The sequence below is a fragment of the Streptomyces sp. NBC_00986 genome, assembly GCF_045162565.1.
Taxonomy (GTDB): domain Bacteria; phylum Actinomycetota; class Actinomycetes; order Streptomycetales; family Streptomycetaceae; genus Streptomyces.
This window is the reverse complement of record NZ_CP108733.1, coordinates 6,587,947-6,608,900: the sequence shown is the minus strand read 5'-3', so window position 1 is coordinate 6,608,900 and position 20,954 is coordinate 6,587,947. Positions and strand designations below refer to the sequence as shown.

Annotated in this window: 19 protein-coding genes and 2 pseudogenes; 4 read left to right on the top strand and 17 right to left on the bottom strand. The window is 67.6% G+C overall.

Annotated features, from left to right (window positions below; all coding sequences use genetic code 11):
• Positions 1 to 69 precede the first annotated feature (69 nt).
• The 3 genes from OG504_RS29565 to OG504_RS29555 form a co-directional block, all read right to left on the bottom strand.
• A complete protein-coding gene (locus tag OG504_RS29565) occupies positions 70 to 237 on the bottom strand; it encodes a hypothetical protein (protein WP_369189476.1) in 168 nt (55 codons plus the stop codon).
• A 37-nt stretch (positions 238 to 274) separates the two neighbouring features.
• A complete protein-coding gene (locus OG504_RS29560; protein ID WP_405992516.1) occupies positions 275 to 631 on the bottom strand; it encodes a PRC-barrel domain-containing protein in 357 nt (118 codons plus the stop codon).
• Between the two features lie 222 nt (positions 632 to 853).
• Positions 854 to 1,465 (bottom strand): hemolysin III family protein, encoded by a 612-nt coding sequence (locus OG504_RS29555; RefSeq protein ID WP_405996456.1) that lies wholly within the window; start codon positions 1,463 to 1,465, stop codon positions 854 to 856.
• On the opposite strand from OG504_RS29555, the gene OG504_RS29550 reads away from it, so the two are divergent.
• Positions 1,448 to 1,597, top strand: coding sequence for a hypothetical protein (locus tag OG504_RS29550; RefSeq protein WP_405996648.1), 150 nt, complete (start codon positions 1,448 to 1,450; stop codon positions 1,595 to 1,597). The two genes, OG504_RS29555 and OG504_RS29550, sit on opposite strands and share 18 nt — an antisense overlap.
• A gap of 599 nt (positions 1,598 to 2,196) precedes the next feature.
• On the opposite strand, the gene OG504_RS29545 is transcribed toward OG504_RS29550, so the two are convergent.
• Positions 2,197 to 2,400, bottom strand: a complete 204-nt coding sequence (locus tag OG504_RS29545; protein WP_008734837.1) for a cold-shock protein — start codon at positions 2,398 to 2,400, stop codon at positions 2,197 to 2,199.
• Positions 2,401 to 2,646: 246 nt separating this feature from the next.
• Positions 2,647 to 2,985: a MerR family transcriptional regulator gene (locus OG504_RS29540; RefSeq protein ID WP_365987840.1), complete on the bottom strand. Its 339-nt coding sequence runs from the start codon at positions 2,983 to 2,985 to the stop codon at positions 2,647 to 2,649.
• 915 nt (positions 2,986 to 3,900) lie between these two features.
• Here OG504_RS29540 and OG504_RS29535 point away from each other — a divergent pair.
• Positions 3,901 to 4,326 (top strand): annotated as a pseudogene (locus tag OG504_RS29535) (ATP-binding protein).
• Positions 4,327 to 4,393: 67 nt separating this feature from the next.
• A complete protein-coding gene (locus OG504_RS29530) occupies positions 4,394 to 4,753 on the top strand; it encodes a hypothetical protein (protein WP_200677240.1) in 360 nt (119 codons plus the stop codon).
• Positions 4,754 to 4,881: 128 nt separating this feature from the next.
• Here OG504_RS29530 and OG504_RS29525 read toward each other — a convergent pair whose 3' ends face one another.
• The 3 genes from OG504_RS29525 to OG504_RS29515 are packed head-to-tail and all read right to left on the bottom strand — an operon-like array spanning position 4,882 to position 7,190.
• Entirely contained in the window at positions 4,882 to 5,190 is a 309-nt protein-coding gene (locus tag OG504_RS29525) for an SCO5918 family protein (protein WP_405992515.1), read from the bottom strand.
• A 49-nt stretch (positions 5,191 to 5,239) separates the two neighbouring features.
• Positions 5,240 to 5,647: a CBS domain-containing protein gene (locus tag OG504_RS29520; RefSeq protein ID WP_405992514.1), complete on the bottom strand. Its 408-nt coding sequence runs from the start codon at positions 5,645 to 5,647 to the stop codon at positions 5,240 to 5,242.
• A gap of 46 nt (positions 5,648 to 5,693) precedes the next feature.
• Positions 5,694 to 7,190, bottom strand: coding sequence for a DEAD/DEAH box helicase (locus OG504_RS29515; protein ID WP_405992513.1), 1,497 nt, complete (start codon positions 7,188 to 7,190; stop codon positions 5,694 to 5,696).
• A 46-nt stretch (positions 7,191 to 7,236) separates the two neighbouring features.
• On the opposite strand from OG504_RS29515, the gene OG504_RS29510 reads away from it, so the two are divergent.
• Positions 7,237 to 7,494, top strand: coding sequence for a hypothetical protein (locus OG504_RS29510; protein ID WP_405992512.1), 258 nt, complete (start codon positions 7,237 to 7,239; stop codon positions 7,492 to 7,494).
• A 54-nt stretch (positions 7,495 to 7,548) separates the two neighbouring features.
• On the opposite strand, the gene OG504_RS29505 is transcribed toward OG504_RS29510, so the two are convergent.
• The 9 genes and pseudogenes from OG504_RS29505 to OG504_RS29465 all read right to left on the bottom strand — a co-directional run bounded on the left by OG504_RS29505 (position 7,549) and on the right by OG504_RS29465 (position 20,707).
• The gene (locus OG504_RS29505) at positions 7,549 to 7,752 is read right to left on the bottom strand and encodes a cold-shock protein (protein WP_004986771.1); all 204 of its coding nucleotides are present in this window, start codon (positions 7,750 to 7,752) and stop codon (positions 7,549 to 7,551) included.
• A gap of 1,102 nt (positions 7,753 to 8,854) precedes the next feature.
• On the bottom strand, positions 8,855 to 9,343 hold the full coding sequence (locus tag OG504_RS29500) for a hypothetical protein (protein WP_405992511.1): 489 nt from the start codon (positions 9,341 to 9,343) through the stop codon (positions 8,855 to 8,857).
• A gap of 56 nt (positions 9,344 to 9,399) precedes the next feature.
• The gene (locus OG504_RS29495) at positions 9,400 to 10,077 is read right to left on the bottom strand and encodes a hypothetical protein (protein ID WP_405992510.1); all 678 of its coding nucleotides are present in this window, start codon (positions 10,075 to 10,077) and stop codon (positions 9,400 to 9,402) included.
• A gap of 4 nt (positions 10,078 to 10,081) precedes the next feature.
• On the bottom strand, positions 10,082 to 10,480 hold the full coding sequence (locus OG504_RS29490; RefSeq protein ID WP_405992509.1) for a toxin-antitoxin system YwqK family antitoxin: 399 nt from the start codon (positions 10,478 to 10,480) through the stop codon (positions 10,082 to 10,084).
• A complete protein-coding gene (locus OG504_RS29485; RefSeq protein WP_405992508.1) occupies positions 10,473 to 10,946 on the bottom strand; it encodes a YwqJ-related putative deaminase in 474 nt (157 codons plus the stop codon). Before OG504_RS29485 ends, OG504_RS29490 begins: the two co-directional genes overlap by 8 nt.
• A pseudogene (locus tag OG504_RS29480) lies at positions 10,835 to 11,473 on the bottom strand (IS5 family transposase); the annotation flags it as partial. The pseudogene OG504_RS29480 and the gene OG504_RS29485, both read right to left, overlap by 112 nt.
• Positions 11,474 to 11,648: 175 nt before the next feature.
• Positions 11,649 to 12,041, bottom strand: a complete 393-nt coding sequence (locus OG504_RS29475; protein WP_405992507.1) for a transposase — start codon at positions 12,039 to 12,041, stop codon at positions 11,649 to 11,651.
• Between the two features lie 250 nt (positions 12,042 to 12,291).
• Positions 12,292 to 12,786: a hypothetical protein gene (locus tag OG504_RS29470; protein WP_405992506.1), complete on the bottom strand. Its 495-nt coding sequence runs from the start codon at positions 12,784 to 12,786 to the stop codon at positions 12,292 to 12,294.
• 79 nt (positions 12,787 to 12,865) lie between these two features.
• Positions 12,866 to 20,707 (bottom strand): ricin-type beta-trefoil lectin domain protein, encoded by a 7,842-nt coding sequence (locus tag OG504_RS29465; RefSeq protein WP_405992505.1) that lies wholly within the window; start codon positions 20,705 to 20,707, stop codon positions 12,866 to 12,868.
• Positions 20,708 to 20,954: the final 247 nt, after the last annotated feature.

Below are 20,954 nucleotides of genomic sequence, written 5' to 3'. Positions count from 1 at the left end.
CTGCTCCGGCATCCCGCCGCGTCCGGTCCCCGGGCGGGGCGGCCCGGGGCAGCTGCCCGGCTGACCGCGTCACCGGGGGAGATGCCTGCGGCGGCGGCCCAGGCGCAGGCCAAGGAGGACGAAGTCGGCGACCAGAACCACCACACCGATGACCAACAGGTAGAAGAGACCCTTCGCCACCACACCGATGATGCCGAGCACGACGGCCACAAGGACCAGTAGGAGAAAGAGAGCCATCGTTGTCACCTCATGGTGGGGCGCGTTGGTGGGGGCATCAGCGGCGGGCGAGGCGACGTTCGCCGCCCTCACCGGTTCGGTAGGCGAGCTCGTAGTGCGCGAAAACCGTCTTCTCGTCCTCCGCGAGCAGTTCGCCGTCCGTGCCGATCGAGGGTGCTTCCTTGACCTGCTTCTTGTCGTGGGCGACCTTCAGATAGCCGGGACCGACCGTCGCGTCGCCCAGAGGGACGAACACCAGCCGGTGCCGGGTCGGCAGGCCGACCCTGACCGTCGCGAACGCGGGCTGGTCTGTGGCCGTGTCCACGTAGACCGCCTCCAGGACGCCGATCTTGTGCTGCTCGTGGTCGACCACGTCGTGGCCCCGCCATTCCCTGATGTCTTGCGCCTCGAACACGGCAGCCCCTCTGTCGCAGGTCAGCTGAAGACCGCTGGCGTCACGTTCTCCTCCCTCCTTACCTGTCCACGGAGCGTCACACCCTTCAGAGCAGCCGACTTGTAGGCCGGACGGCGGACGACTTTCACGCGCGGCGCGATGCCTCGGCGACAGCCCGGCCCGTTCGCGGTCCAGCGCGCGGCAGCGCGGGCGATGAGCGGCGCGGTCGGAACACTGTCGCGGTCAGTAGGCGGCCAGGGAGATGGCGATGTAGTGCGCGGTGAAGGCCGCCACGGTCAGGGCGTGGAACACCTCGTGGAAGCCGAACCAGCGGGGTGAGGGGTCGGGGCGCTGGAGGGCGTAGACCACCGCGCCGGCGCTGTAGAGGAGCCCGCCGGCCACGATCAGGATGAGTACGGCCGCTCCCCCGGTGTGCAGGAAGTCGGGCAGGTAACGCACCGGCGCCCATCCCAGGGCCACGTAACACGGGGTGTACAGCCAGCGCGGAGCTCCGACCCAGAAGACCCGGAACGCGATACCGGCCAGTGCGCCCGCCCACACGATCCACAGCAGCAGGGACCGCCGGCCCGGCGGGAGGAGAAGCACCGCCAGGGGGGTGCAGGTGCCGGCGATGATGAGGAAGATGTTGGCGTGGTCGAGCCGTCGCAGCAGCGCCTCGCCGAGCCGCCCCCACGTGCCACGGTGGTAGATCGCGCTCGTTGCGAACAGCATCCAGGCGGTGACCGAATACACGGCGCAGGCCAGGGCCGCCTGCGGGGTGCGGGCCAGGCAGACGAGAACGATGCCTGCGATCAGTGAGGCGGGGACCATCGCGGCATGGAGCCAGCCACGCAGCCTCGGCTTGATCGGTTCGGCCAGGTCGGCCGCCCGCTTGACCAGAGCGGCAACCGGATGAACTTCTTTCTCTGCTTCATCGCCGTCTGGTCCGACCGGCGGCCGGTCTTCCCGACTCTCCGCGCTCCGTGAGGCGCCGTGAATGTGTTCGGCTTCAGCGGCGTCGCGGGACACGGCTCCTCGTCCCCTCTCGGACTCCTGGGCGTCACCGGCGATCATGGGGTCATGCTAGAAGACGGCACCTGAACGCCATTCCGGGAGGTCGGTCGCGAACCCGACGTCCACGTCGTCGGCGTGGTGATCCGCAGCCGTTTCAACTCCGGCCCTCGTCGACACTGCCGTCAATCGGGCCTGCCGAGGCCGAGCAGACCGGCCGGGCATGGGAACGATCAGGACTTCCGAACGGGCATTCCGCCCGGCTACGTCCAAGGATCGCCTCGTGGCCAGGCCCATCGGCAAAGCGAACGGCGAGGTGTGCGAGCACGGGACGACGCTCGAAGCGGCCGGGTCCCGTGCCGGGCGTCGACAGGATCTGTGGTGCACAGGATCAGGGCCGCGCAGCAACGGCTGGGCGGCCCTGATCTGTTGAGTGAATCCGGGGCCGGCGTGACCTCGGCCGCAGAGTTCCTGAGGTCCGGTCGCCGTTCCCTGTGTCCGGGTGAGCAGCACGACGCGCAGTCGGTGGCAGTCACGGATGCGGCGTGCGGGACCCGTCGGGCAGGGCTGTGCGGTCAGGCCGGGTTGATGTTTTCGGCCTGGGGGCCCTTCTGGCCCTGGGTGACGTCGAACGTCACGATCTGGCCCTCCTGGAGCTCACGGAAGCCCGAGGAGTTGATCGCGGAGTAGTGCGCGAAGACGTCCGGGCCGCCGCCGTCCTGGGCGATGAAGCCGAAGCCCTTCTCCGCGTTGAACCACTTCACAGTTCCCGTAGCCATGTCTCATGCCTTCCAGTCGATGAACACCTCCCACTCCGTGTGGAAGGCGGAGGTGATCGCCCTGGTCCCTGCGGCACAGCACAGCAAAACGCCCACGCCAAGAGCGTGGGCCATAGGGAACTCCGAACCACGACAGCTGACGCAGACGCTACACGCCCACACTCCGCGTCACCAGGGAAAGCGATCACTCCGAACATCAGGACCGGGGGGATACGGGGGTGCCCGCCGGTGCCGACGGGCCCCGTCTCAGGCCGTGGTCGTCGGGTTCGACGATTCTGCGGCGCGGCGGTGTTGTTCGTTGATGCGCTTGGCCTCTTCGAGCTGGTCTTCGAGGATGATGATGCGGCAGGCGGCCTCGATGGGGGTCCCGTGGTCGACGAGTTCCCGGGCGCGGGCGGCGATGCGCAGCTGGTAGCGGGAGTAGCGGCGGTGGCCGCCGGCGGAGCGGAGCGGCGTGATCAGGCGGGCTTCGCCGAGGGCGCGGAGGAAGCCCTGCGTGGTGCCGAGCAGCTCGGCGGCTCCGCCCATGGTGTAGGCGGGGTAGTCGTCGTCGTCGATACGGCCGAAGGAGTCGTCTGCTGTCATTTGCACCTCTCTGTGGAACGCGTCGAGGGGCCTTGGTGCCATTTGGCACCAAGGCCCCGAAGGAACTGCTACACCATCTGCCGGCCCTCGTACTGCGCCGGCCCTCTGTTTCCGCAGACCCGACCGGCATGCTGCCGGGGCTGCTGGGATCGCGGTTGCTTGACCGGAGACCACCTCACTATCGATGTCCTGCGGTACCCGGGTTCAAGATGTCGGCCCGGGCGATCCTGATGGCGCTCGGCTCCTCCGTTCTTCCCTCTGGGATCAACTGCTTACAAGTGGGGTACTGCGCACTGCTGGTGATACGTACTGCTGATGATGCGAACTGCTCAGCGGCCTGTGACAGCACCGCTCTCCGGCAGCCAGCCCCGTCGCCCGTCCTGCGTCTGCCCTGGCTTGGAACCCCACTGCCGAACCTCCCGGTGCGCGCGTCCGCAGCCGACGCCTTCACCGAGGTGCTGCTCACTTACTTCACTGCTGGGTACCGCGAACTGCACTTTCGGTACTGCCACTTCGGTCCTGCCGACGGCGGCCCCTGATCACTGCGGGCCACCCGGTCCGGTCGTCAGTCGCGTCGCCGTCCTGCAACCGCTCTGGCTTCGCGACTCCACCACCGCACCGTCCTGCGAACTGCACTTGCATGTACTGCTCTGCCCGGCAGTTCGTGTCTGCCAGGCCCTGCTGTCTCTCTGGGCTACGAGAGAACCATAACCACGCACCAGGGCCAATGTCTACTCCGACAAACACAGATTTCCGCGCGTTCGACAGGGAGGCAATCGGCCTCGAACAGGGGCCGGCGCGGGAGGAGGGGCTGTCAGCGCCTGGTTGACGGGCCACAGGCGGGGGAACGCGACACGGCAGCGCGACACGGCAGGCAGAACCGGACATCGACGATCCGGAGACCGGGGAGACCTGATGAACACGACGAGGGTCGACGTCGCGACCGTCCGCTCCATGACCTCCGTGACCTCCGTGACCTCCGTCGCCGACGCACGTGAAAGCGCCCGGGACTTCCTCGGAGGTCTCCTACGTCCGATCGCAGCCGAGGATGCCGACACCGTGGTCCTGGTCGTCTCGGAGCTCCCTGGTCGTCTCGGAGCTCGTCACCAACGCCCTGCGTCACGGCGGCGGCACCTGCACCCTGGACCTGACCGCGCACCCCGACAGCACCGAGGTGGCCGTGCACGACCACAGCCCCCAGATGCCGCGCATGCGTACCCCAGCCCTGAAGGACGGCACCGGAGGCTCGGCCGGCCCATGGTCAACCGTCTCGCACGTACCACCGCTGTCACCCGCCGGGCGGCCGGCGGCAAGACCGTGAGCGCCCTCCTCGCCCGGTAACACCACCGCTGAAGCAGCCGGAAGACCGGCAAATACAACCGGACGGCCGGCAAATACAATCTCACCCATGTCGAAGCATGACGAGCTGCTCGTTGACGTCGCCACCGTGGTGGAGTCCGGGCAGAGCAACCAGATGTCCCTGACCGTGGTCACCGGCGGCGCTGTCATCACCGGCCGGCTGGCTCCCGAAGCCGTGTGGAGGCGGAGGGTGTCGGAGGTGCTGACGGATTCCGCCCGCCTGGGAGAGTTCTCCGCCGTGTTCGACACCCCCGCGAAGGAGGACGGGCCACCCACTCACCTGCACTTCCACGTCGCCCGAATTCTTCAGGGCACGGTGGGGATCCCGGAGACGGGCGGGATGTACCGGGTCGCGATCGACGACGTCAGCGCCTGGACCGTGGGCGACTTCAGCTATTCCGACCACTGATACTCCGGCCGCTGAGGAACCACGGCGACGGGAACCCGTCGCACGCAGTGGGCCCGGCCGACTCGCGTCGGCCGGGCCCACTGCTGTTCAGGTGTCGGCGCGTGCCTGTCGCGTCGGTCAGACGGACATCAGACGGACAGGGGAGTGCCGAGCATCGCGGAAGCCTGCCGGAGCGAGCCGAGGACGCCTACGGGTGCGGCCTCGGGGAAGGCGCGGCAGGTGAAGCCGAGCTTGGTCATCGCCCGGCGGACTTCGTCGGCGCTGAAGTCGCGGCGGTCCTGGCGGGTGATGACCTGGCCGACCTGCTTGACGGGGTAGTGACGGCGGCCGATGATCACGGACTCACCCATGACCTGCTCGGGCTTGATGCCCTTCATCGATTCCAGCACACCGCTCTTGGTGAGCTCGAAGGGGAAACGGGCGATGACGCAGCGCATGGGGCCTCACAGGGAGAAGGGGAGAACGGTCCGGCCAGGGTGAGGCGGATCAGCGGGAGAGGGCGAGGACGCCCAGGGCGGCGCCCTGCCCGTCGGCCCCCGGCAGGGCACCGAGCCGTCGACGGGAGCGCATCGCGTGCTCGGCTTCGGCCATCGTCATCACGGGTGCCGTGAACGACCGATGGTCGCCGAGGATGTCGCGCAGGCGGACGCGGTCCGTGTAGGCGGAGTTGTCGCGCACGGCGGTGAGTTCGGTCCGGGTGACCAGGCCGGTGCACTGGCCGTCCTGGTCGCAGACGACCAGTCGGCCCGTGCGGGCGGCGGTCATGACGGACAGCGCCACCTCGACGCTCATGTCGTCCCAGACCTGCGGTCCGGCCGCCTCCATGACCTCAGCCGGCGTCCTGCGCACAGGGCCGGCGTTCGCCGGGCGGGGCTGCGTCTCAACCAACGTCAAAAGATGCCTCCTGCAGAGATGGGTCAGCTTCCTGATCAGGAAGGTTCTAGGCCGCCGCACCGGCGACGGACTGGCGTACGGGCCCGCGCCGGGCGCCCGAGGAGGGGCGGCGCCGGCCCCGGGAGGAGGAGGCGCTGCGCTTGGGGCGTTCGGCCACCGGTGCGGTGATGACGACCGGGATGCCGGAGGGAGCCTGGGCACCGGTGATGCGGTTCAGTTCGGCCTCGCCGGAGCGGACCTCGGTGATCTGCGGCCGGATCCCGGCGTCCGACATGAGGCGGGCCATGCCGCGTCGCTGGCCGGGTGTCACGAGGGTGACGACGCTGCCGGACTCGCCGGCGCGGGCGGTACGGCCACCGCGGTGGAGGTAGTCCTTGTGGTCGGTCGGCGGGTCGACGTTGACGACCAGGTCGAGGTGGTCGACGTGAATGCCCCGCGCCGCCACATTGGTCGCCACCAGCACGCTGACGTGCCCCGTCTTGAACTGGGCGAGTGTGCGGGTGCGCTGCGGCTGCGACTTGCCGCCGTGCAGCGCGGCGGCCCGGACCCCGCTGTTGAGGAGGTCCTGGGTCAGCCGGTCGACGGCGTGCTTGGTGTCCAGGAACATGATCACCCGGCCCTCGCGGGCGGCGATCTCGGTCGTGGCGGCGTGCTTGTCGGCGCCGTGGACGTGCAGGACGTGGTGCTCCATCGTCGTGACCGCACCGGCCGACGGGTCGACCGAGTGCACGACGGGGTCGGTGAGATAGCGGCGCACCAGCAGGTCGACGTTACGGTCCAAGGTGGCGGAGAACAGCATCCGCTGCCCCTCCGGACGCACCTGGTCGAGCAGTGCGGTGACCTGCGGCATGAAGCCCATGTCGGCCATCTGGTCGGCCTCGTCCAGCACCGTGATGCCCACCTGGTTCAGACGGCAGTCGCCACGGTCGATGAGGTCCTTGAGCCGGCCCGGGGTCGCGACGACGACCTCGGCACCGCCTCGCAGCGCGCCGGCCTGCCTGCCGATCGACATCCCGCCCACCACCGTGGCCAGCCGCAGCCTGACGGAACGGGCGTACGGAGTGAGCGCGTCGGTCACCTGCTGCGCCAGCTCACGCGTCGGTACGAGGATCAGCCCCAGCGGCTGCCGGGGCTCGGCCCGCTGTCCGGCCGTGCGGGCGAGCAGGGCAAGACCGAAGGCGAGGGTCTTGCCGGAACCGGTGCGCCCGCGACCCAGGACGTCACGGCCCGCCAGCGTGTTCGGCAACGTCGCACCCTGGATCGGGAACGGTGCGCTCACACCCTGCCTGCCCAGTTCGGCCAGCAGTTGCTCGGGCATGTCGAGATCGGCGAAGCCCTCAACAGCAGGCAGCGCGGGGGTGATCGTCTCAGGGAGCGCGAACTCACCCTGCACCGCGGCGGGCCGGCGGCCGTAACCGCCGGAACGGACAGGCCCACCGGAACGGCGCGGTGCCGACGAGCCGTAGCGGCTGCCGCCCTTCCCGGCGTCGGCGCTGCCATTACGAGTGCGGGCAAAGCGGTCGTTCGTACGTGTGCGGTTCATGCGGAACCTTCCTCGATGTGGCACATATCAAGGAATTCCCGCAGCGTTGAGCAGCATGGAGAACCACAAATATGGACCGACGGAAAAAGCGAAATGCAAAAGAAAGCAGGTCTGGCCGACGGAAATCCACGCGGGCGCAGGTGCTGAAATGGGTGACACGGCAGGGACGCACAATCCGGGCGTCGGCCGCGGTGCGGCTCTTCAGGTTGCGTCTGCATCTCTGAAGGACGAGCCGCACGTGGTGAGGCCGGGAATTTCTCCGAGCCGTCCCGCAGGTGAAACCGTTGCGGGAAAACGGGTGTAGCTGGGGCCCGCACCCCGAGGGATGCGGGCCCCAGCTACAAAGCGCTCGTCAGCGTCAGGCCGGAACGATGTTCTCGGCCGTCGGGCCCTTCTGGCCCTGCGCGATGTCGAAGCTCACCTTCTGGCCTTCCAGCAGCTCACGGAATCCCTGGGCGGCGATGTTCGAGTAGTGGGCGAACACGTCAGCGCCGCCACCGTCCTGCTCGATGAAGCCGAAGCCCTTTTCCGCGTTGAACCACTTCACGGTGCCAGTAGCCATGTCATATCTCCTTCGGGGCAGTACATCGGAATCCACACTGTGCGGACACCGTGTCGCCGCAATGATTACCCCGCCCGGAAAACGACCGGAAATACAAAAGCGCTCTCCCCGGCCGAAGCCGAGAGGGAGCACTTGAAGTTTCGGGAACCAAAACTGCAACTGAGATCAACAGTAGCACGCCGCCACGGCCCGCGCCGGTTAACCAATTCCACTCCACCCATTGCGACAAAAACTCTCGCTGCATGGTCCGGCAAACTCTCACCTCACAAACACAGTTATTGACTCACTCACAGTGCAACGTTCCGGCAAAGCGGAGTCGCCGGGCCGCAACCAGGGCCGCGCGGGCGAGGGACACGGCCACCCCGGAACCTGCCCCCGCACCCGCAGCTGAGACCGGAACTGGGCACGGGGACCGCCGCGCGGCCCGCCCCCGTGCCCGCCGCCACATCCGCTGAACGAAAAAGACCAGCTCAGACGGGGTCTGAGCTGGTCTTCAGGACGAGCCCCCTGTCGGATTCGAACCGACGACCTACGCATTACAAGACCACGAGCGATCATGCCCTCTGGTGCCGCGCCGTGCTGCTGAGTGACGTTCAGCCTGATCAGAGCCTGTACGGCCGGTTGTCCTGTGCCGCCTCGTCTCACGTCGTCCAAGGGCGTCCGGCCACCGGGCGGCCACCGTGAGCGCGACTGTCACGAGCAGTGCCGCCTTCGCGTGCCCGCCACACGGGTTGTGGCAGCCCTACAAGTCTCGGAGGGGACGCACTCCGGTGCCCGGCCTACGAAACTTGCAGGGGAGCGACATCGACGGTGACAGCAGCAGCTCCAAGTCTCGTTCTCCCGCGTGGGAGTACTGTCGTGATCCTGCGACGGCGTAGCGGGCGGGGCTCTTCTGAAGATGTCGGCCCCTCGGCGGGGATTGCCTATTCGGCTGCCGACGGGGTCGGTCGGCCTTGTGTCTGAGGTTTCCCATGGCCTCGCAGCGTTGCCGGGGCAAGGCCTCTTCAGATATTTCGCGCCATCCCACGCGATTCACAAGCCACCGCGTCCATCCCTCCTACCGCGGCCATGCCGTCCCCGAGCCTTGGGCTCGTCTGGGTCTTCAGTCGGCGAGGTAGTCGGGCAGATCGACCTGCCCTGAATCCCGATAGGCGCGGAGGCGGTCATCGTCATCCTCGATCACCCTCAGAACCTCATAGGCGCCAGCGGTGATCCCGGGCAAAGTGCCGGACCAAAGATCCCGGTACAGCAACCAGAGCCCTTGTCGCGCGATCTGCTGGCACTGCTCCGACGAGTCGTCGTCGTCGTTGAACACCAGTCCGCTGAGTAGATCCAGGCAGACGAATCTCGCGCCGGGAGAAAGGTCGCCCGCAAGTGCCGCCATGAGTACCGAGGCGACGGGCACCGCCGGCTCCTGCGGGATCGACTGAATCATGGCGTGGTTCTCGATATGAAGCGCCCGAGCCTCCTTGCTGGACTGCGCCGCCGCCAACCGACACAGGTCGTCGGCCAGATGCGCAGCCGTTCTCGTGCAACCACAGGCATACGCCGACCAGGCGTACCGGCCTATCTCAATATCGATCAATCGCACTCTCGCGCGTACCTTCTTCTCCGGCCTGCCGGTCCAGTGAATTCGAGATCAACTGGTCATGGGCGCTTCGCTCGCTTTCGGACCCGGTCGATCAGCTTGGCGTCGAAATACTCGAACCGGTCGCGGTCGGCGTCAACCTCGTCGAGAATCATCCGGGCCATCGATGCGCGACCGGTCGCGTACTCCTGATAAAGGGCCCAGATCCCCTCGCGTGCCGCGATTTGGCAGTCGATCTCAAGTTCTGGAGCGCCTGCCTCGATTTCGGTCCAGTGAGACTCTCCGCCGATACAGGAAATGAGTTCGTCGAGGAGGCGGACATGGATGGCTTCAGAGGTCTCCTCAACAAGCGCTGCCATAATCATGGAGGTCACAGGAACCGCCACTTCAAACAGGAGGGACTGGATATGGACATGTCCCTCCAGGCTTGCCTTCGCCATCTCCTCCGGGGTACTCGCGTCAAGCAAATTCGTAAAAGTCTCGGGAATGTGGGCGCCTGTCTCACCGCATCCGCAGCGCAGGGAAGCCCAATCCACGCGCTCGGCCTGGATCAGCGACGGCCTGATAGTCATTTCCCTCCCCCGATGTGATCGCTTCTCGGACGACGGCATGTTCGAGCCTGCTACACACTCCGGGTCCGACGGCGCCACACTGGAGATCGTGCCGGTTTCGGACACAATGCCCGTGATGCGGGGCCGGTTCAGCGGCAGGACGTTGTTGGTGAGGGAGTTCGCCAAGGTCTCACCATTCGAAACGTTCCCGGAAGTCGCTCAGAGTCTTCCAGAGCGGATCCGCGCGCTTGAGCTCGTAGTTGCTCGTCACGTCCCCTTCGGCATCTCTCTCGACCTTGGACAGCAGGATTCCGTACTCGTACTTCTCCTCCAGCCGCACGCGCCCCTCAGTGTCATAGCGGACACGTTTCCCGTGCAGGACGTTCTGGCGGTAGGAGGTCTCTTCGCACAGGCTCCCGTCCGCGTACCAACCGCGGGCGGCTCCCTCCTGCCTGCCGTTCACGTAGTGGATCTCGGAGATCCGCAGGCCTTCCGACTCTTCGTATCCGATCCCCGTGAACAGCTCGCCCCGGTATGTATAGATGAGATCCTCGTCGAAATCGAGGTCGTCGTCGGAAACCTCATTCAATTTCCCGCACCCCGTCCGTTATTTGCTGACAGTTGTCGCACCGAATGATGCGCTGTCCCTTCAAAGTTCCCTTGAGTCGAACATTGTAGACAGTGAACTCTTCGAGGGTGGACCCCGGACGAGCCAGCATCCCTTCGTTCAGGGCGTTGATCTCAGAGTGGCTTCCAGGCACTCCCTTGAAATCTGCGCCTTCGCCCTCGAAGTTGTCGATGCGATCCTGGAACGTGGGGTGAAGGGGGTTGGGAATGCCCGTGTTGTGACCGTACGTGATGTCACCCGTCGCATTGTCCAGGGCGCCGGTGAGCACGGGCCCCCGCTCTCTGTTGGTCTGGTAGAGGGCGTCTGAAAAGCCTGTCAGTTGGCTGGTCTTGCGAGGCGGCGCACGAGGAGCACGGCCATGGTGAGGTAGATGGCGTTCTCCGAGCAGACGCGCAGGTACTCGTAGTCCTTCGACAGGCGGCGGCACCGTCCCAGCCAGGCGAACGTCCGCTCCACCACCCAACGGCGAGGGACCACTGCGAAGAGGGGTACTGCCGGAGGCGGTGCTCCCACCCGAGCCCAGGTTGAGCGGAATCCTCCGTCGCGGCGCTGCACGACCTCCACGGTGATGCCGGTGGCTTCCCGGGCCCAGGCGTGGAAGTCGGCACCGCGGTAGCCCTGGTCCGCCCATACGTGCCGAAGGCGTGGGAAGGCATCGGCGGCCAGGGAGAACAGCACCGCGGCACCGTCGCGGTCGCCGACGTTGGCCGGGCTCATGCAGGTGACCAGGACGGTGCCGCGGGTGTCGACGAGCAGGTGACGCTTGACGCCGCTGACCTTCTTGCCACCGTCGTACCCGTGCAGGCCACCGCGTTCACTGGCCCGAACGCTCTGACTGTCCACGATGGCAGCGCTGGGAGTGGGTTCGCGGCCGAGCTGCACCCGCTCGCGTTCGCGCAACGCCGTCAACATCTGCTCCCACACGCGTTCTTGCTGCCATCGCCGCCAGTAGTGAGAGGTCGTTTTCCTCTATTTTGTGCAACTTCACGCGCCACAGGCAGGCGCTTGCGTCTCTCACGTATCGGGTTCCTGCGCAGAGCGGCGGGAGTAATCGCTGATATCAACTCCCCTTGGAATGAGACGGGCTTCCTCGGATGAGACGGGCAATGTGGGCCTCCCTCGCGCCCCGTCAATCGCTCCAACCCCTGAGGTATCTCAAGGCCCACTCCGCCGCGGGGACTTGTTGGGATGAAACGTAATCTATAGAGGAAAACGACCTCTGATAGACCGTCTGCCACGGCGGCAGGTCATGCGGAAGCAGTCTCCAGGCACATCCGGCCCGCAGCCAGTACGCCAGCGCGTTGAGGATCTCCCGCCGCATGTGTTTCGCCGGCCGACCACCGGACTTGACCGCCGGAACCAACGGACGGAGGATCTCCCACTCCGCATCAGACAGATCCGTCGAGTAACGGGTACGCAGCCCGCACACCCCAGCCCCCGAAAGTGCGCACCACCCCGCTACCAGGCAACTTGCCCACTGGGCAGGCTTTTCAGACGACCTCTGAGTACTCCTCGGAGTCATAGTCCCTGAGGGCGAAACCAGGTTTCCGACACGTCACATCTCGGCCATTCTGCGGAGTCGGCAGTGAGGCAACATCCGTCGCCGCCGATTTGTGCGGCCTCGCGCGGGTAAGAATCGCGTACGCGCGGGAGTGATTTGACGCTGTCGCCAGCAGGACGGCCGCGAAAGTATTCGGGTCGATTCCGTCGAACAGCTCTTCCGGCCCGAAGGGATCTTGCTCCAGGAGTTGTCGGGTGGCGCTCTCGGCCGATCAGCGACGCTTCGCCTTCTTCCTAACCCGGTCGATCAACTTGGCGTCGAAGTAGGCAAATCGCTCCTGGTCGTTGTCCACTCCTTCGAGAATGTAGCGAGCCAGCATCGCATGACCGGTCGCGTACTCCTGGTAGAGCGTCCAAATGCCCTCGCGGGCCGCGATCTGACAGTCGATGTCGATTTCAGGCGCACCGGCCTCCGCCTCGGTCCAGTGGGACTCCCCCGCAACACATGCGAGAAGGTGTTCGAGCAGTTCCAGACGCACCGGCTCGGAAAGGTCCTCCTGCAAGGCAGCAATGATCATCGAGGTTACGGGGACCGCCACTTCGAACAGGAGCGATTGGATGTTGATATGCCCCTCAAGCGTGGCTTCCGCGATCTCGCTCGGTGTACCAGCCTCCAGTAGCCTGGCGAACGTCTCGGGTATGTGGGCACCCGTCTTGCTGCACCCGCACCGCAGGGACGACCAGTCAACGCGCTCGGCCTGGATCAAAGACGGCCTGTTACTCACGCGTGCCCCCCGGGGACTACTTTCCTCACCGCGACGCTGTGGAGTATACGAGCCACGACGATCACCTCTTGTCCCATGGGCCTGGGCTGTCGTACCAGGCACCGGGCTCAACGTCTTCGGGCGTGAGGAAGGTCTGACAGTTCGGGCAAATCGGCTTCTCGTCCCAGCCTCCCACCTTCGGATTCCAGTACAACGCCCGTGTCAGCATCACCAGGTTCGCGTCGCCACCGAGCGCATTGATCACATTTCCCTCCGCACAGTAGCCGCAGCCTGAGGAAGCTACAGCGATTTCACCTGTTTCCGCGTTGTAGCCTGCGGTCCATGTCTTCAGCAGGGTGCTCCGGTTGACGGGTATCCCATCGCGATCGGGGAATAGCGTCCGGTCCGCCACCCGGTCCCGCATGTTCCGGGCCCCTGCGAGACCATCCTCAAGGGGCGTACCCCGTGGCAGACGGCTCTTGTTGACAGTCGCTGCCGACGACGCCTTGGAACCGATTGGGCCGTTCCGGACGGGCGCCCGTGAGTCCCGTGCCGACGGCTTGGTCCCCGAAGCCCCGGTGCTCGGTGAACTCGGCTTGGCGGCTGCCGCCTCGGCCTCCTCAGAGTGCGCCTGAGCGTTCGCCCGCTTGATCGCCGCCAGGTCCGCGATGTCGGCCGCCGCGTTTTCCGTCGCCTCGGCGCCCGCCCCCGCCGCAGCGGCCGCGTCGCCGCCGACAGCGCCCCTGAGGTCTCCCGCACCGCCCTCCGCTCCCCTCTCCGCGAGGCCGGCGGCACCGCCCCCGGCCTCGCCGCCCGAATACACGCCGCCTGCCACAGCGCAGGACGCCTCGTGCGACGGGCCACCTCCGCTGATCCAGAACTCGCAGTTGGCGAAGTCGAAGGGCACCACCAGGACAGAGTCCAGCAGGTTCGGGGTGGCCTTGTCGTCGAGGTTCGCTTGGGGCAGTTGCTGTGCCGCCGCGACGGTCGAGGAGGAATCCGTGTCACCACTGGAGGTGGTGGTGGGCGGAGACCCCGGTGAAGGCGAAGGGGTCGTGGAATGGGTCTTGGTCTTGGACTTGCAGGTGAACCCCGCGGCGCAGGTGTTCGACGGCGAGTTCGCCCAGTTGTCGTACCCCGTCGGATCCGAACCGCTCGCCGGATTGTCCGCCGCGTAGGTGTACCCGCCCATCTGGTTCGGATCGCCCGCCTGGAAGAGCGGGTCGGCGGTGAGGAACCGCCCCAGCGTCGGGTCGTAGTTCCGCGCCCCCAGCAGATCCAGCCCGGTCACCGAGTCGCTCGGTTTCCCCAGGAAGCCGTGGTTCTCGTCCCCCGCCACCCACGTCGACGGAGCCGTGCCGCGCGGATTGCCGTAGGGGTCGTAGTACCGGCGGGTCACCGCGAGGGTGGTCGCGTCGACGGCCGTGGTCGCCGTGCCCTGTGAGGTGGCTACCTGGTAGGTGACGCTGCCGCTGCTGGATCGGGTGATCTGGGTGCCGTCCGGCCCGGCGTAGTAGCGCAGGGCCGTGCATGTCTTCGCCGCCACGTCGAGCGTCAACTGCTCGGCGCCGCCGAAGAGATAGAGGACGCGGGTCTTGTCGGTGCCACCGATGGTCGCCGTCTGTTCCAGCAGGTTGCCGTCGGCGTCGTAGAGGTACTTACTCGTACGGGTTGTCGTCCCGGACGGGGTCGAGACCGTCGCCGTGCGGCCCTCGGCGTCGTATGTGAAGGTCTGCGTCTGGCCGGCCGGCAGTGCGCCGGACGTGGGCGTCGACCAGGTCTGGCCCTTGCCGCCGCAGGTCGTGAGCGTCAGCTGGGTGCCCTTGGTGGCGCTGGCGCTCGGGTCGGTCAGGCACAGGGTGCTCTTGGCCGCGTTGACCAGCGTGCCGGTCGACGTCGTGCGCCACTTCTGGGTCGCGTCGGTCGAGCAGGTGTCCATCACCACGCCCGTGCCGGAGGCCGTCGCGTTGCCCGCGGTGTCCAGGCACAGATTCGCCGCGGTCACCGTGCCGTCGGTGTTGACCGTCCACTTCTGTGCCGCGGCCGTCGAACTGCACGTGTTCACCTCGACCTTGACGCCCGAGCCCGTCTCCTCCACGCACAGCTTTCCGCCGCCGGTGAGGGTGAAGCCGGTCGTCAGCGGGCCCGTGGTCTTCGTGGCCCGGCTGACCGTGTTGCCCGCGTTCTTCCCGGCCGTGTCCGTGTACGACGGGGTCTGCGTGGCCGTACCCGTGCCCGGGTTGCTGATCGTGGTCGCGCCCGCCTGGTCGGGGTGGGCGGCGGAGGCGGTTCCGTCCGCACCCGCGTACGAGGTCGACTGGGTCGTGTCCGCGAGTGCGTTGCCGGTGGTGTCGTGGTTCACCGTGCCGGTGCGGTCGCCGAGCAGGTCGTAGGTGTACGTCTGCCAGTACGGCGCGGGCCCACCCACCGTCTTCGTCTTCACCGGGGCCGCGCTGGTCTGCACGGAGCCCGAATTGCATCCGCCCACGGCGCCCACCGGTGCGGTGCCGGAGTCGGTGATGCCGGCGGTGTCCGTCCAGGCTGCGGTCAGCCGCTGGAAGGAGTCGTAGGCGAAGCACTGGGTGTCGTGGGTGGTGTTGTCCTGGAGGTCGTCCGTCGCGGTGAGCTCGCCGGCCTGGTTGTAGCGGTAGTTGACGACGTCCAGGGCCGTGGTCGACGTCTGCACCATGCTGCTGGTCTGCGTGGTGGCGCCGGTCGTCGCGTCGTACTGGGCGAAGGTCGCGAGCTCCTTGCCCGTGGGGCCGTAGTTGGTCTGCAGGACCCGGCCGAAGGGGTCGTGGACCGTGCCGTCCAGGTACGAGGGCGTGTTGGCCGCGTTGATGTAGCCGCCGAACCCGTCCAACGCGCCCTGCAGGGTGTAGCCGTAGCCGACGCGCTCGGCCGGGAGGCCGCCGTCCGCCTGGTACTGGGTGGTGGCCAGCAGACCGGTGTTCGGCGTGTACGTCGACGTCAGGGAGTACGTGGTCGTGCCGCCGACGCTGCCCGCCGTGCCCGGGAAGCCGTCTGCGGAGGGGACTGTGAGGGTCGAACCGAGCGGCTGGTAGGACGTGTTGTAGCCGGTGACCGCCTCGGTGTACGCGCTGCCGGTCGCGCCGCCGACGTAGCGGGTCGAGGAGGTCGGGTAGCCCTTGGCGAGCGTGTCGTAGACCCGGGAGGTCTGCTGCTTGGCCGGGTCGGGCGTGGCCGACCAGGGGGCCGCGTACTCCGCCGTGGCCCGGTTGTCCCAGTCGTAGGCGTACGACAGCACCTGGCCGCGCGGGTCGGTGGTCTGGAGCAGGTTGCCGACCGCGTCGTACTTGTCGAAGGTCGTCGTGCCGGTGTCGGGATCGGTCTGGGAGGTCCGCTCGCCCATCAGGTCGTACTTGTACGACCAGGTGTTGCCCGCGCTGTCCTTGACCGAGTCGAGTTGGCCGGCGGGTGTGTAGGTGTAGCGGGTGGTGGCGTCGGCGGCCGGGACCGCGCCTGCCGTGCCCTGCTTCCACAGGACCGTGCTGCCGTCGCCACCGACGACGGCGAGCGTCGAGTCGGCGCGGACCTGGAGTGTGGCGCCCGTGGTCGCGGTCAGGCCGCTGTTCCACTTGGAGGCGCCGGCGGCCGTGAGGACGGCGAGATTGCCGTCGGTACCGAACTGGGCGTACGCGCCCGGGTTTCCGCTCGTGTTGCTGGACCAGAGGGTCTTGCCGCTGTTGAGCGCGGTGAGGACCAGGTTGCCGTCGGCCTGCATGGTCAGGCGCACGCTGTTGGAGGCCAGCGAGGTGCCCGACGGGATGATGCTGCCGCCCTTGAGCGTGACCGTGGCGCCGGTGTTCTTCACCACCGACTTCACGGTCTGGCCGAGTGCATTGGTGTAGGAGGCGGTCGAGGAGCCGCCGGCCGGCGGGGTCGTGTCCGTCTCGTCGGCGCCGGGGTAGGCCGTGCTCGTGCCCCACTGCTTGACGGCCTGGTGCCACAGGGTGCTCCCGGTGGCGCGGCCCTGGCCGTCGTACGTCGTCGTGGTCTCGGCGGGGATCTCGTTCTCGTTGGCCGCGTACAGGGTGGCGGACGGGGAGTGGTCCGGCTCCGAGTAGGGGGCGTACGAGGCGCTCGGCCAGCCGTGGGAGTCGTAGAACGTGTCGGAGATGATCCGGCCGGAGTCGGAGTCGCCGTCCGCGGTCGCCTGGACCTGACGGGGCTGGAGCATCCCGTCGTAGATGCTGGTCGACGTCGAGTAGGTGCCGTCCTCGCGCAGGGTGCGGGTGGTGACGGACGACGGGTCGCCGGGCTGGGTGATCGTGCCGCCGGGGGCGGGGACCGCACCGGGGTTCACGGAGTACGCGAACGTCATGTCCGCGCTCTGTGTCGCCTTGTCGCGTCCGGGCAGCCAGACGGCGGTGCGGCGGCCGAGGGCGTCGTAAGTGATGTCCGTGACGCGATTGTTGGCGTCGACGTTCTCGACGGGCACCCCACGCAGCAGGTCGAGGGTGGACGTGACTTTCCACTGCTGCTGGTTGGTGGAGACGATGCTCGTCGGGTTGGTGTTGCCGCCCGCACTGTTCCACTTGGGCAGGTAGTCGGTGTGGGTGCCCTGGCCCGTCGTGTCGAGGGAGTCGGTGACGCGGCCCGCGGCGTCGTAGGAAATGCCGCTGGTGGTGCGCCAGTTCTCGGTTCCGTCGGTGGCGAAGCCGGTGCCGACCTGGGTGCCGGTGACGCGCGGGTGGGTGACCGTGCCGTAGGCGCCGAGGGCGCTGACGGAGCCGTCGCCGTCGTAGTAGATCTTCTTGTCGGAGAGCAGCGTGTCGGTGCCGGCCTTGGTGCCGCAGGGGCCGGAGACCGCGGTGATGCGGTCCGGGTAGGCGAGCAGCATGGTGTTGTCGGCCGACGAGGAAGGCGCCGCGTAATCCGTGGTGGCGCATTTCTCCTGCGCCGCCACGGAGACGTCGCCGTGCGCGTCGACGGACTGGACCCGGCCCTGGTCGTCGTAGCCGGTGTCGGTGCGGGTGTGCTGCCAGGTGCCGTCGGCGAGCAGAGCGTAGCCGTGCGACTGGGTGGACTTGATCCGGCGTGCGGTGAGGTCGGGCAGGGTTGCCTTGTCGGGCCCGGTCTCCCCCGGATGGTCCTCCTGGGTCCAGGCCGTCCACGAGGTTCGGTCGGTGTGTGCCGTGGTGGTGAAGGAGAACGGTCCGTTGACGGTGGAGGCATTCACCGTGCCACCGGAGGCGGTGTACGTGTCCGACTGCAGTGCGGTGCCCGCCAGTTGGTCGGCGTCGGTGACGCTCAGCGCGGTGTTGCCGCCGACCTTGGCGTCGACGGTGACCGAGCGGCGGCTGCCGTCGGCCTTGTAGTCGCCGTCCATGCCCTGCAGGTAGGTGGTGGTCTGCTGGGTGACCGGCTCGGGCGCCTTGCCGGTGCGCACGGTGACCGTGCGGAAGCCCCGGAACTGGTCCCAGGTCCGGTACTGGTCGTCGGTCAGGTCGGAGTCGTCGCGGTGCCAAGCGGCGCCTGAGTACGCGTATGTGGAGACGTGTGCCTCGGAGCCGGCCGGGATCTTGGAGGCGTCGGGGGTGTACTGGCCGGCGACGGTGAGGTCGGCGACGGTGACGCTGTGGACGGTCGTCTTGTTGAACCAGTCGGCGATCGGTTTTGAGGCGCCGGGCACCGTCCAGTAGGCGGGATAGCAGGAGTTGGTGTTGGAGTCGGCCGACCTGATGTCGAGCGACTTGCCCGCGCACGGGTTCTGGTTGTACTCGACGGTGATCGACTCGCCGGTCTCCGTCTGTACGTTGGAGATGCGCGGTCGGTACAGCGGCGGGGCGGACGGGGAGTCGTCGTCGACCCGGTTGTCGATCTCGGTGCCGGTGAAGGAGACCTGGTTGAGCGCGAGGTCGCCGTTGCCGTTGCCGTAGGTGTCCTTGCCGGTGTGCCGGATGGACTGCAGCCACATCACGGCCTGGAGCGAGCCGGCGTCCTTGGGGTCGACAGTGGTGCCGCTGACCGGGTCGACGGCGCCGCCCGCGTCGGAGTACACCTGCCCCAGGTCGTAGCTGTCGACCGGGATCAGCTTGTCGGTGTCGCCGTCCTTGACGTGGACCTTGGTGGTGATGTTGTCCAGTCGCGTGGTCGACCAGAACGAGGGCGAGGAGACGACGCAGACATCCGTCGGCACCTTGGTGGCGTCGTCGGGCAGTTTGGTCTTGTCGGTCGCGTCGCAGTGCAGGTCCCAGGGGACGTCCGGCCAGTGCGGTGCCGTGTTGTCGTCCAGGTTCCCCGCCGAGCAGTCGGTGAAGGTGGACGTCGTCTGGCAGCGCTGCTTGGAGGCGAAGGTGACCTGCGCGGACGGGGTGCGGCCCGCCTGCTCGTCGGCGAGGCTGTAGCCGTAGGAGATCGAGGTGAGCGTGCCGCCGCGGGTGTACGAGGTGAGGGTGCCGGTGTCGTCCGTGTCGTCGGTCGCGGCCGCCTGGCCACCGCCGAGGTCGTAGTAGCCGGTCTCGGTGGAGTAGTCGTAGCGCTGCACGAAGCCGCTCGGCGAGACGACGAAGTCCAGGTTCCAGCGCCAGCCCTCGGGCTTGTCGCAGCGGGACTTCTTGCCGTCGGCGTCGGTGTGGCAGGGGTCGGAGGACCGCGGGTGCAGGACGGGGACGCCCCAGGCCGCGTGCGTGGAGTCGTCGCCGGAGTCCGCGGAGACGAGCCCCTTGGTGCCGGGGCCGGTCGGTGAGTGGTCGGCACCGAAGTAGGCGGCGGTGCCGTCAGTGGTCAGCACGCGGAAGTAGGTGCCGTCGTACAGGCCGTTGGCGGCCCCGGACAGTTCCTGTACGACGGTGCCGTCGTCGCCCTGGAGCTTGAACTCCCTTATTTCACCGGGCAGTCCGGAGGAGGCGGTCGGGACCAGGACACCGGAGTGCGAGCCGAAGGAGACGCTCGCGTTGGCGCCACCCCAGCACTCGTCGCCGGAGCCCTTGACGATCTCCTTGCCGTCGGAATCGAGGAGCGAGCCGCAGGAGCGGTACGACCGCTCCACGAAACCCGGCTGGTAGCTCCAGCCGTCACCGATCCACGACGCCTGCGAGTTGCGGGCCGAGGTCTCACCGTCCACGGACTGCGAGTCGTACGACAGCTCCACCGAGGGGCCGGTGTCCCCGACCCCGGCCGGCAGGTCGATGGGGTAGGAGTACGAGTAGGCGCCCGTGCCGGAGGCCTGCCAACTACCCGCCGGGGTCAGCGAGGTCGCCGAGTAGTCGCCCTGCGAACCCCGGCTGCCGGAGGTGACGGCGATCGCCGAGTCCGCGGTGGTGGTCGCCGTGAGCTGGTTCGCGGTGGCGCGGTTGACGGACTTCAGGGGTGTGCGGGTGCGGCATTCGGCGCGCTGCGGAGTCGTCAGGGCACAGGCGGGGAGGCGGGTGAGGGTGAGGCGGGCGCCGTAGCCGCCGCCGTAGGCCTTGGCTATCGACGAGTAGTCGACGACCACGCTGACCTTGGCGCTACGGGACGTGGCCCGGTCCAGTCCGACCAGGAGACCGGTGTCGGCTCCGGCCCGCAACGCCTGGGTGCGGGAGGCGAGTCGGACGCGGACCTGCTCGGACTTCGCCTGCGGAGACTTCGCCTTTCCGGACGACGCCACCCACACGGGCAGCGAACCTGCCCTGGCCGGCTTGGCCTTGAGGGCGACGGTGTGTGAACCGGCCTGTGGTGAGGCGGCCTTGACCGCCTGGTAGCGAGTCAACGCACGGTAGCCACGGGGGTGGACGGCAGTCGGGCGGGTCAGCTCGTGGTCGCCCACGGCGGGTGTCGCCGGCAGCGGCTTCGGCTTCCAGATGTCGCCGTCGAAGACGTACGGCCCGACGCCGTTCTGCGCGACGGCGCCCGTCACCAAGAGCGCCATCGCGGCCAGCAGAGCGGAGACGAGCGTCAGCGTTCTTCGCACACCCACGTGTGACCTACCCCCGTATGAAACAGACTTGGTGGTCCGTTGACTGAAAGATCACGTGGTCGGCGTGATCCAGGTTGGGAGGTTAAGAACGGCCTTGACCGAACCTCAATACTTTTTGCCAATGCCATGACAATGTTGTGATCTTCCTTGACATTTCCTGTGTACTTTTTGTGCCGGGGGAGCGAACATCACCGCCGCACGCCGTCGCCGGCGTCCTGACCCGTCGTCCGGCGAGCCGCTCACTGGC

Excerpts from the sequence above, each read along its gene's own strand:
- OG504_RS29475 (WP_405992507.1), bottom strand. The coding sequence starts at position 12,041 with ATGACTCCGAGGAGTACTCAGAGGTCGTCTGAAAAGCCTGCCCAGTGG.
- OG504_RS29515 (WP_405992513.1), bottom strand. The coding sequence starts at position 7,190 with ATGAACCGCACACGTACGAACGACCGCTTTGCCCGCACTCGTAATGGC.
- OG504_RS29530 (WP_200677240.1), top strand. The coding sequence starts at position 4,394 with ATGTCGAAGCATGACGAGCTGCTCGTTGACGTCGCCACCGTGGTGGAG.
- OG504_RS29545 (WP_008734837.1), bottom strand. The coding sequence starts at position 2,400 with ATGGCTACGGGAACTGTGAAGTGGTTCAACGCGGAGAAGGGCTTCGGC.
- OG504_RS29540 (WP_365987840.1), bottom strand. The coding sequence starts at position 2,985 with ATGACAGCAGACGACTCCTTCGGCCGTATCGACGACGACGACTACCCC.
- OG504_RS29550 (WP_405996648.1), top strand. The coding sequence starts at position 1,448 with ATGGAGCCAGCCACGCAGCCTCGGCTTGATCGGTTCGGCCAGGTCGGC.
- OG504_RS29565 (WP_369189476.1), bottom strand. The coding sequence starts at position 237 with ATGGCTCTCTTTCTCCTACTGGTCCTTGTGGCCGTCGTGCTCGGCATC.
- OG504_RS29525 (WP_405992515.1), bottom strand. The coding sequence starts at position 5,190 with ATGCGCTGCGTCATCGCCCGTTTCCCCTTCGAGCTCACCAAGAGCGGT.
- OG504_RS29505 (WP_004986771.1), bottom strand. The coding sequence starts at position 7,752 with ATGGCTACTGGCACCGTGAAGTGGTTCAACGCGGAAAAGGGCTTCGGC.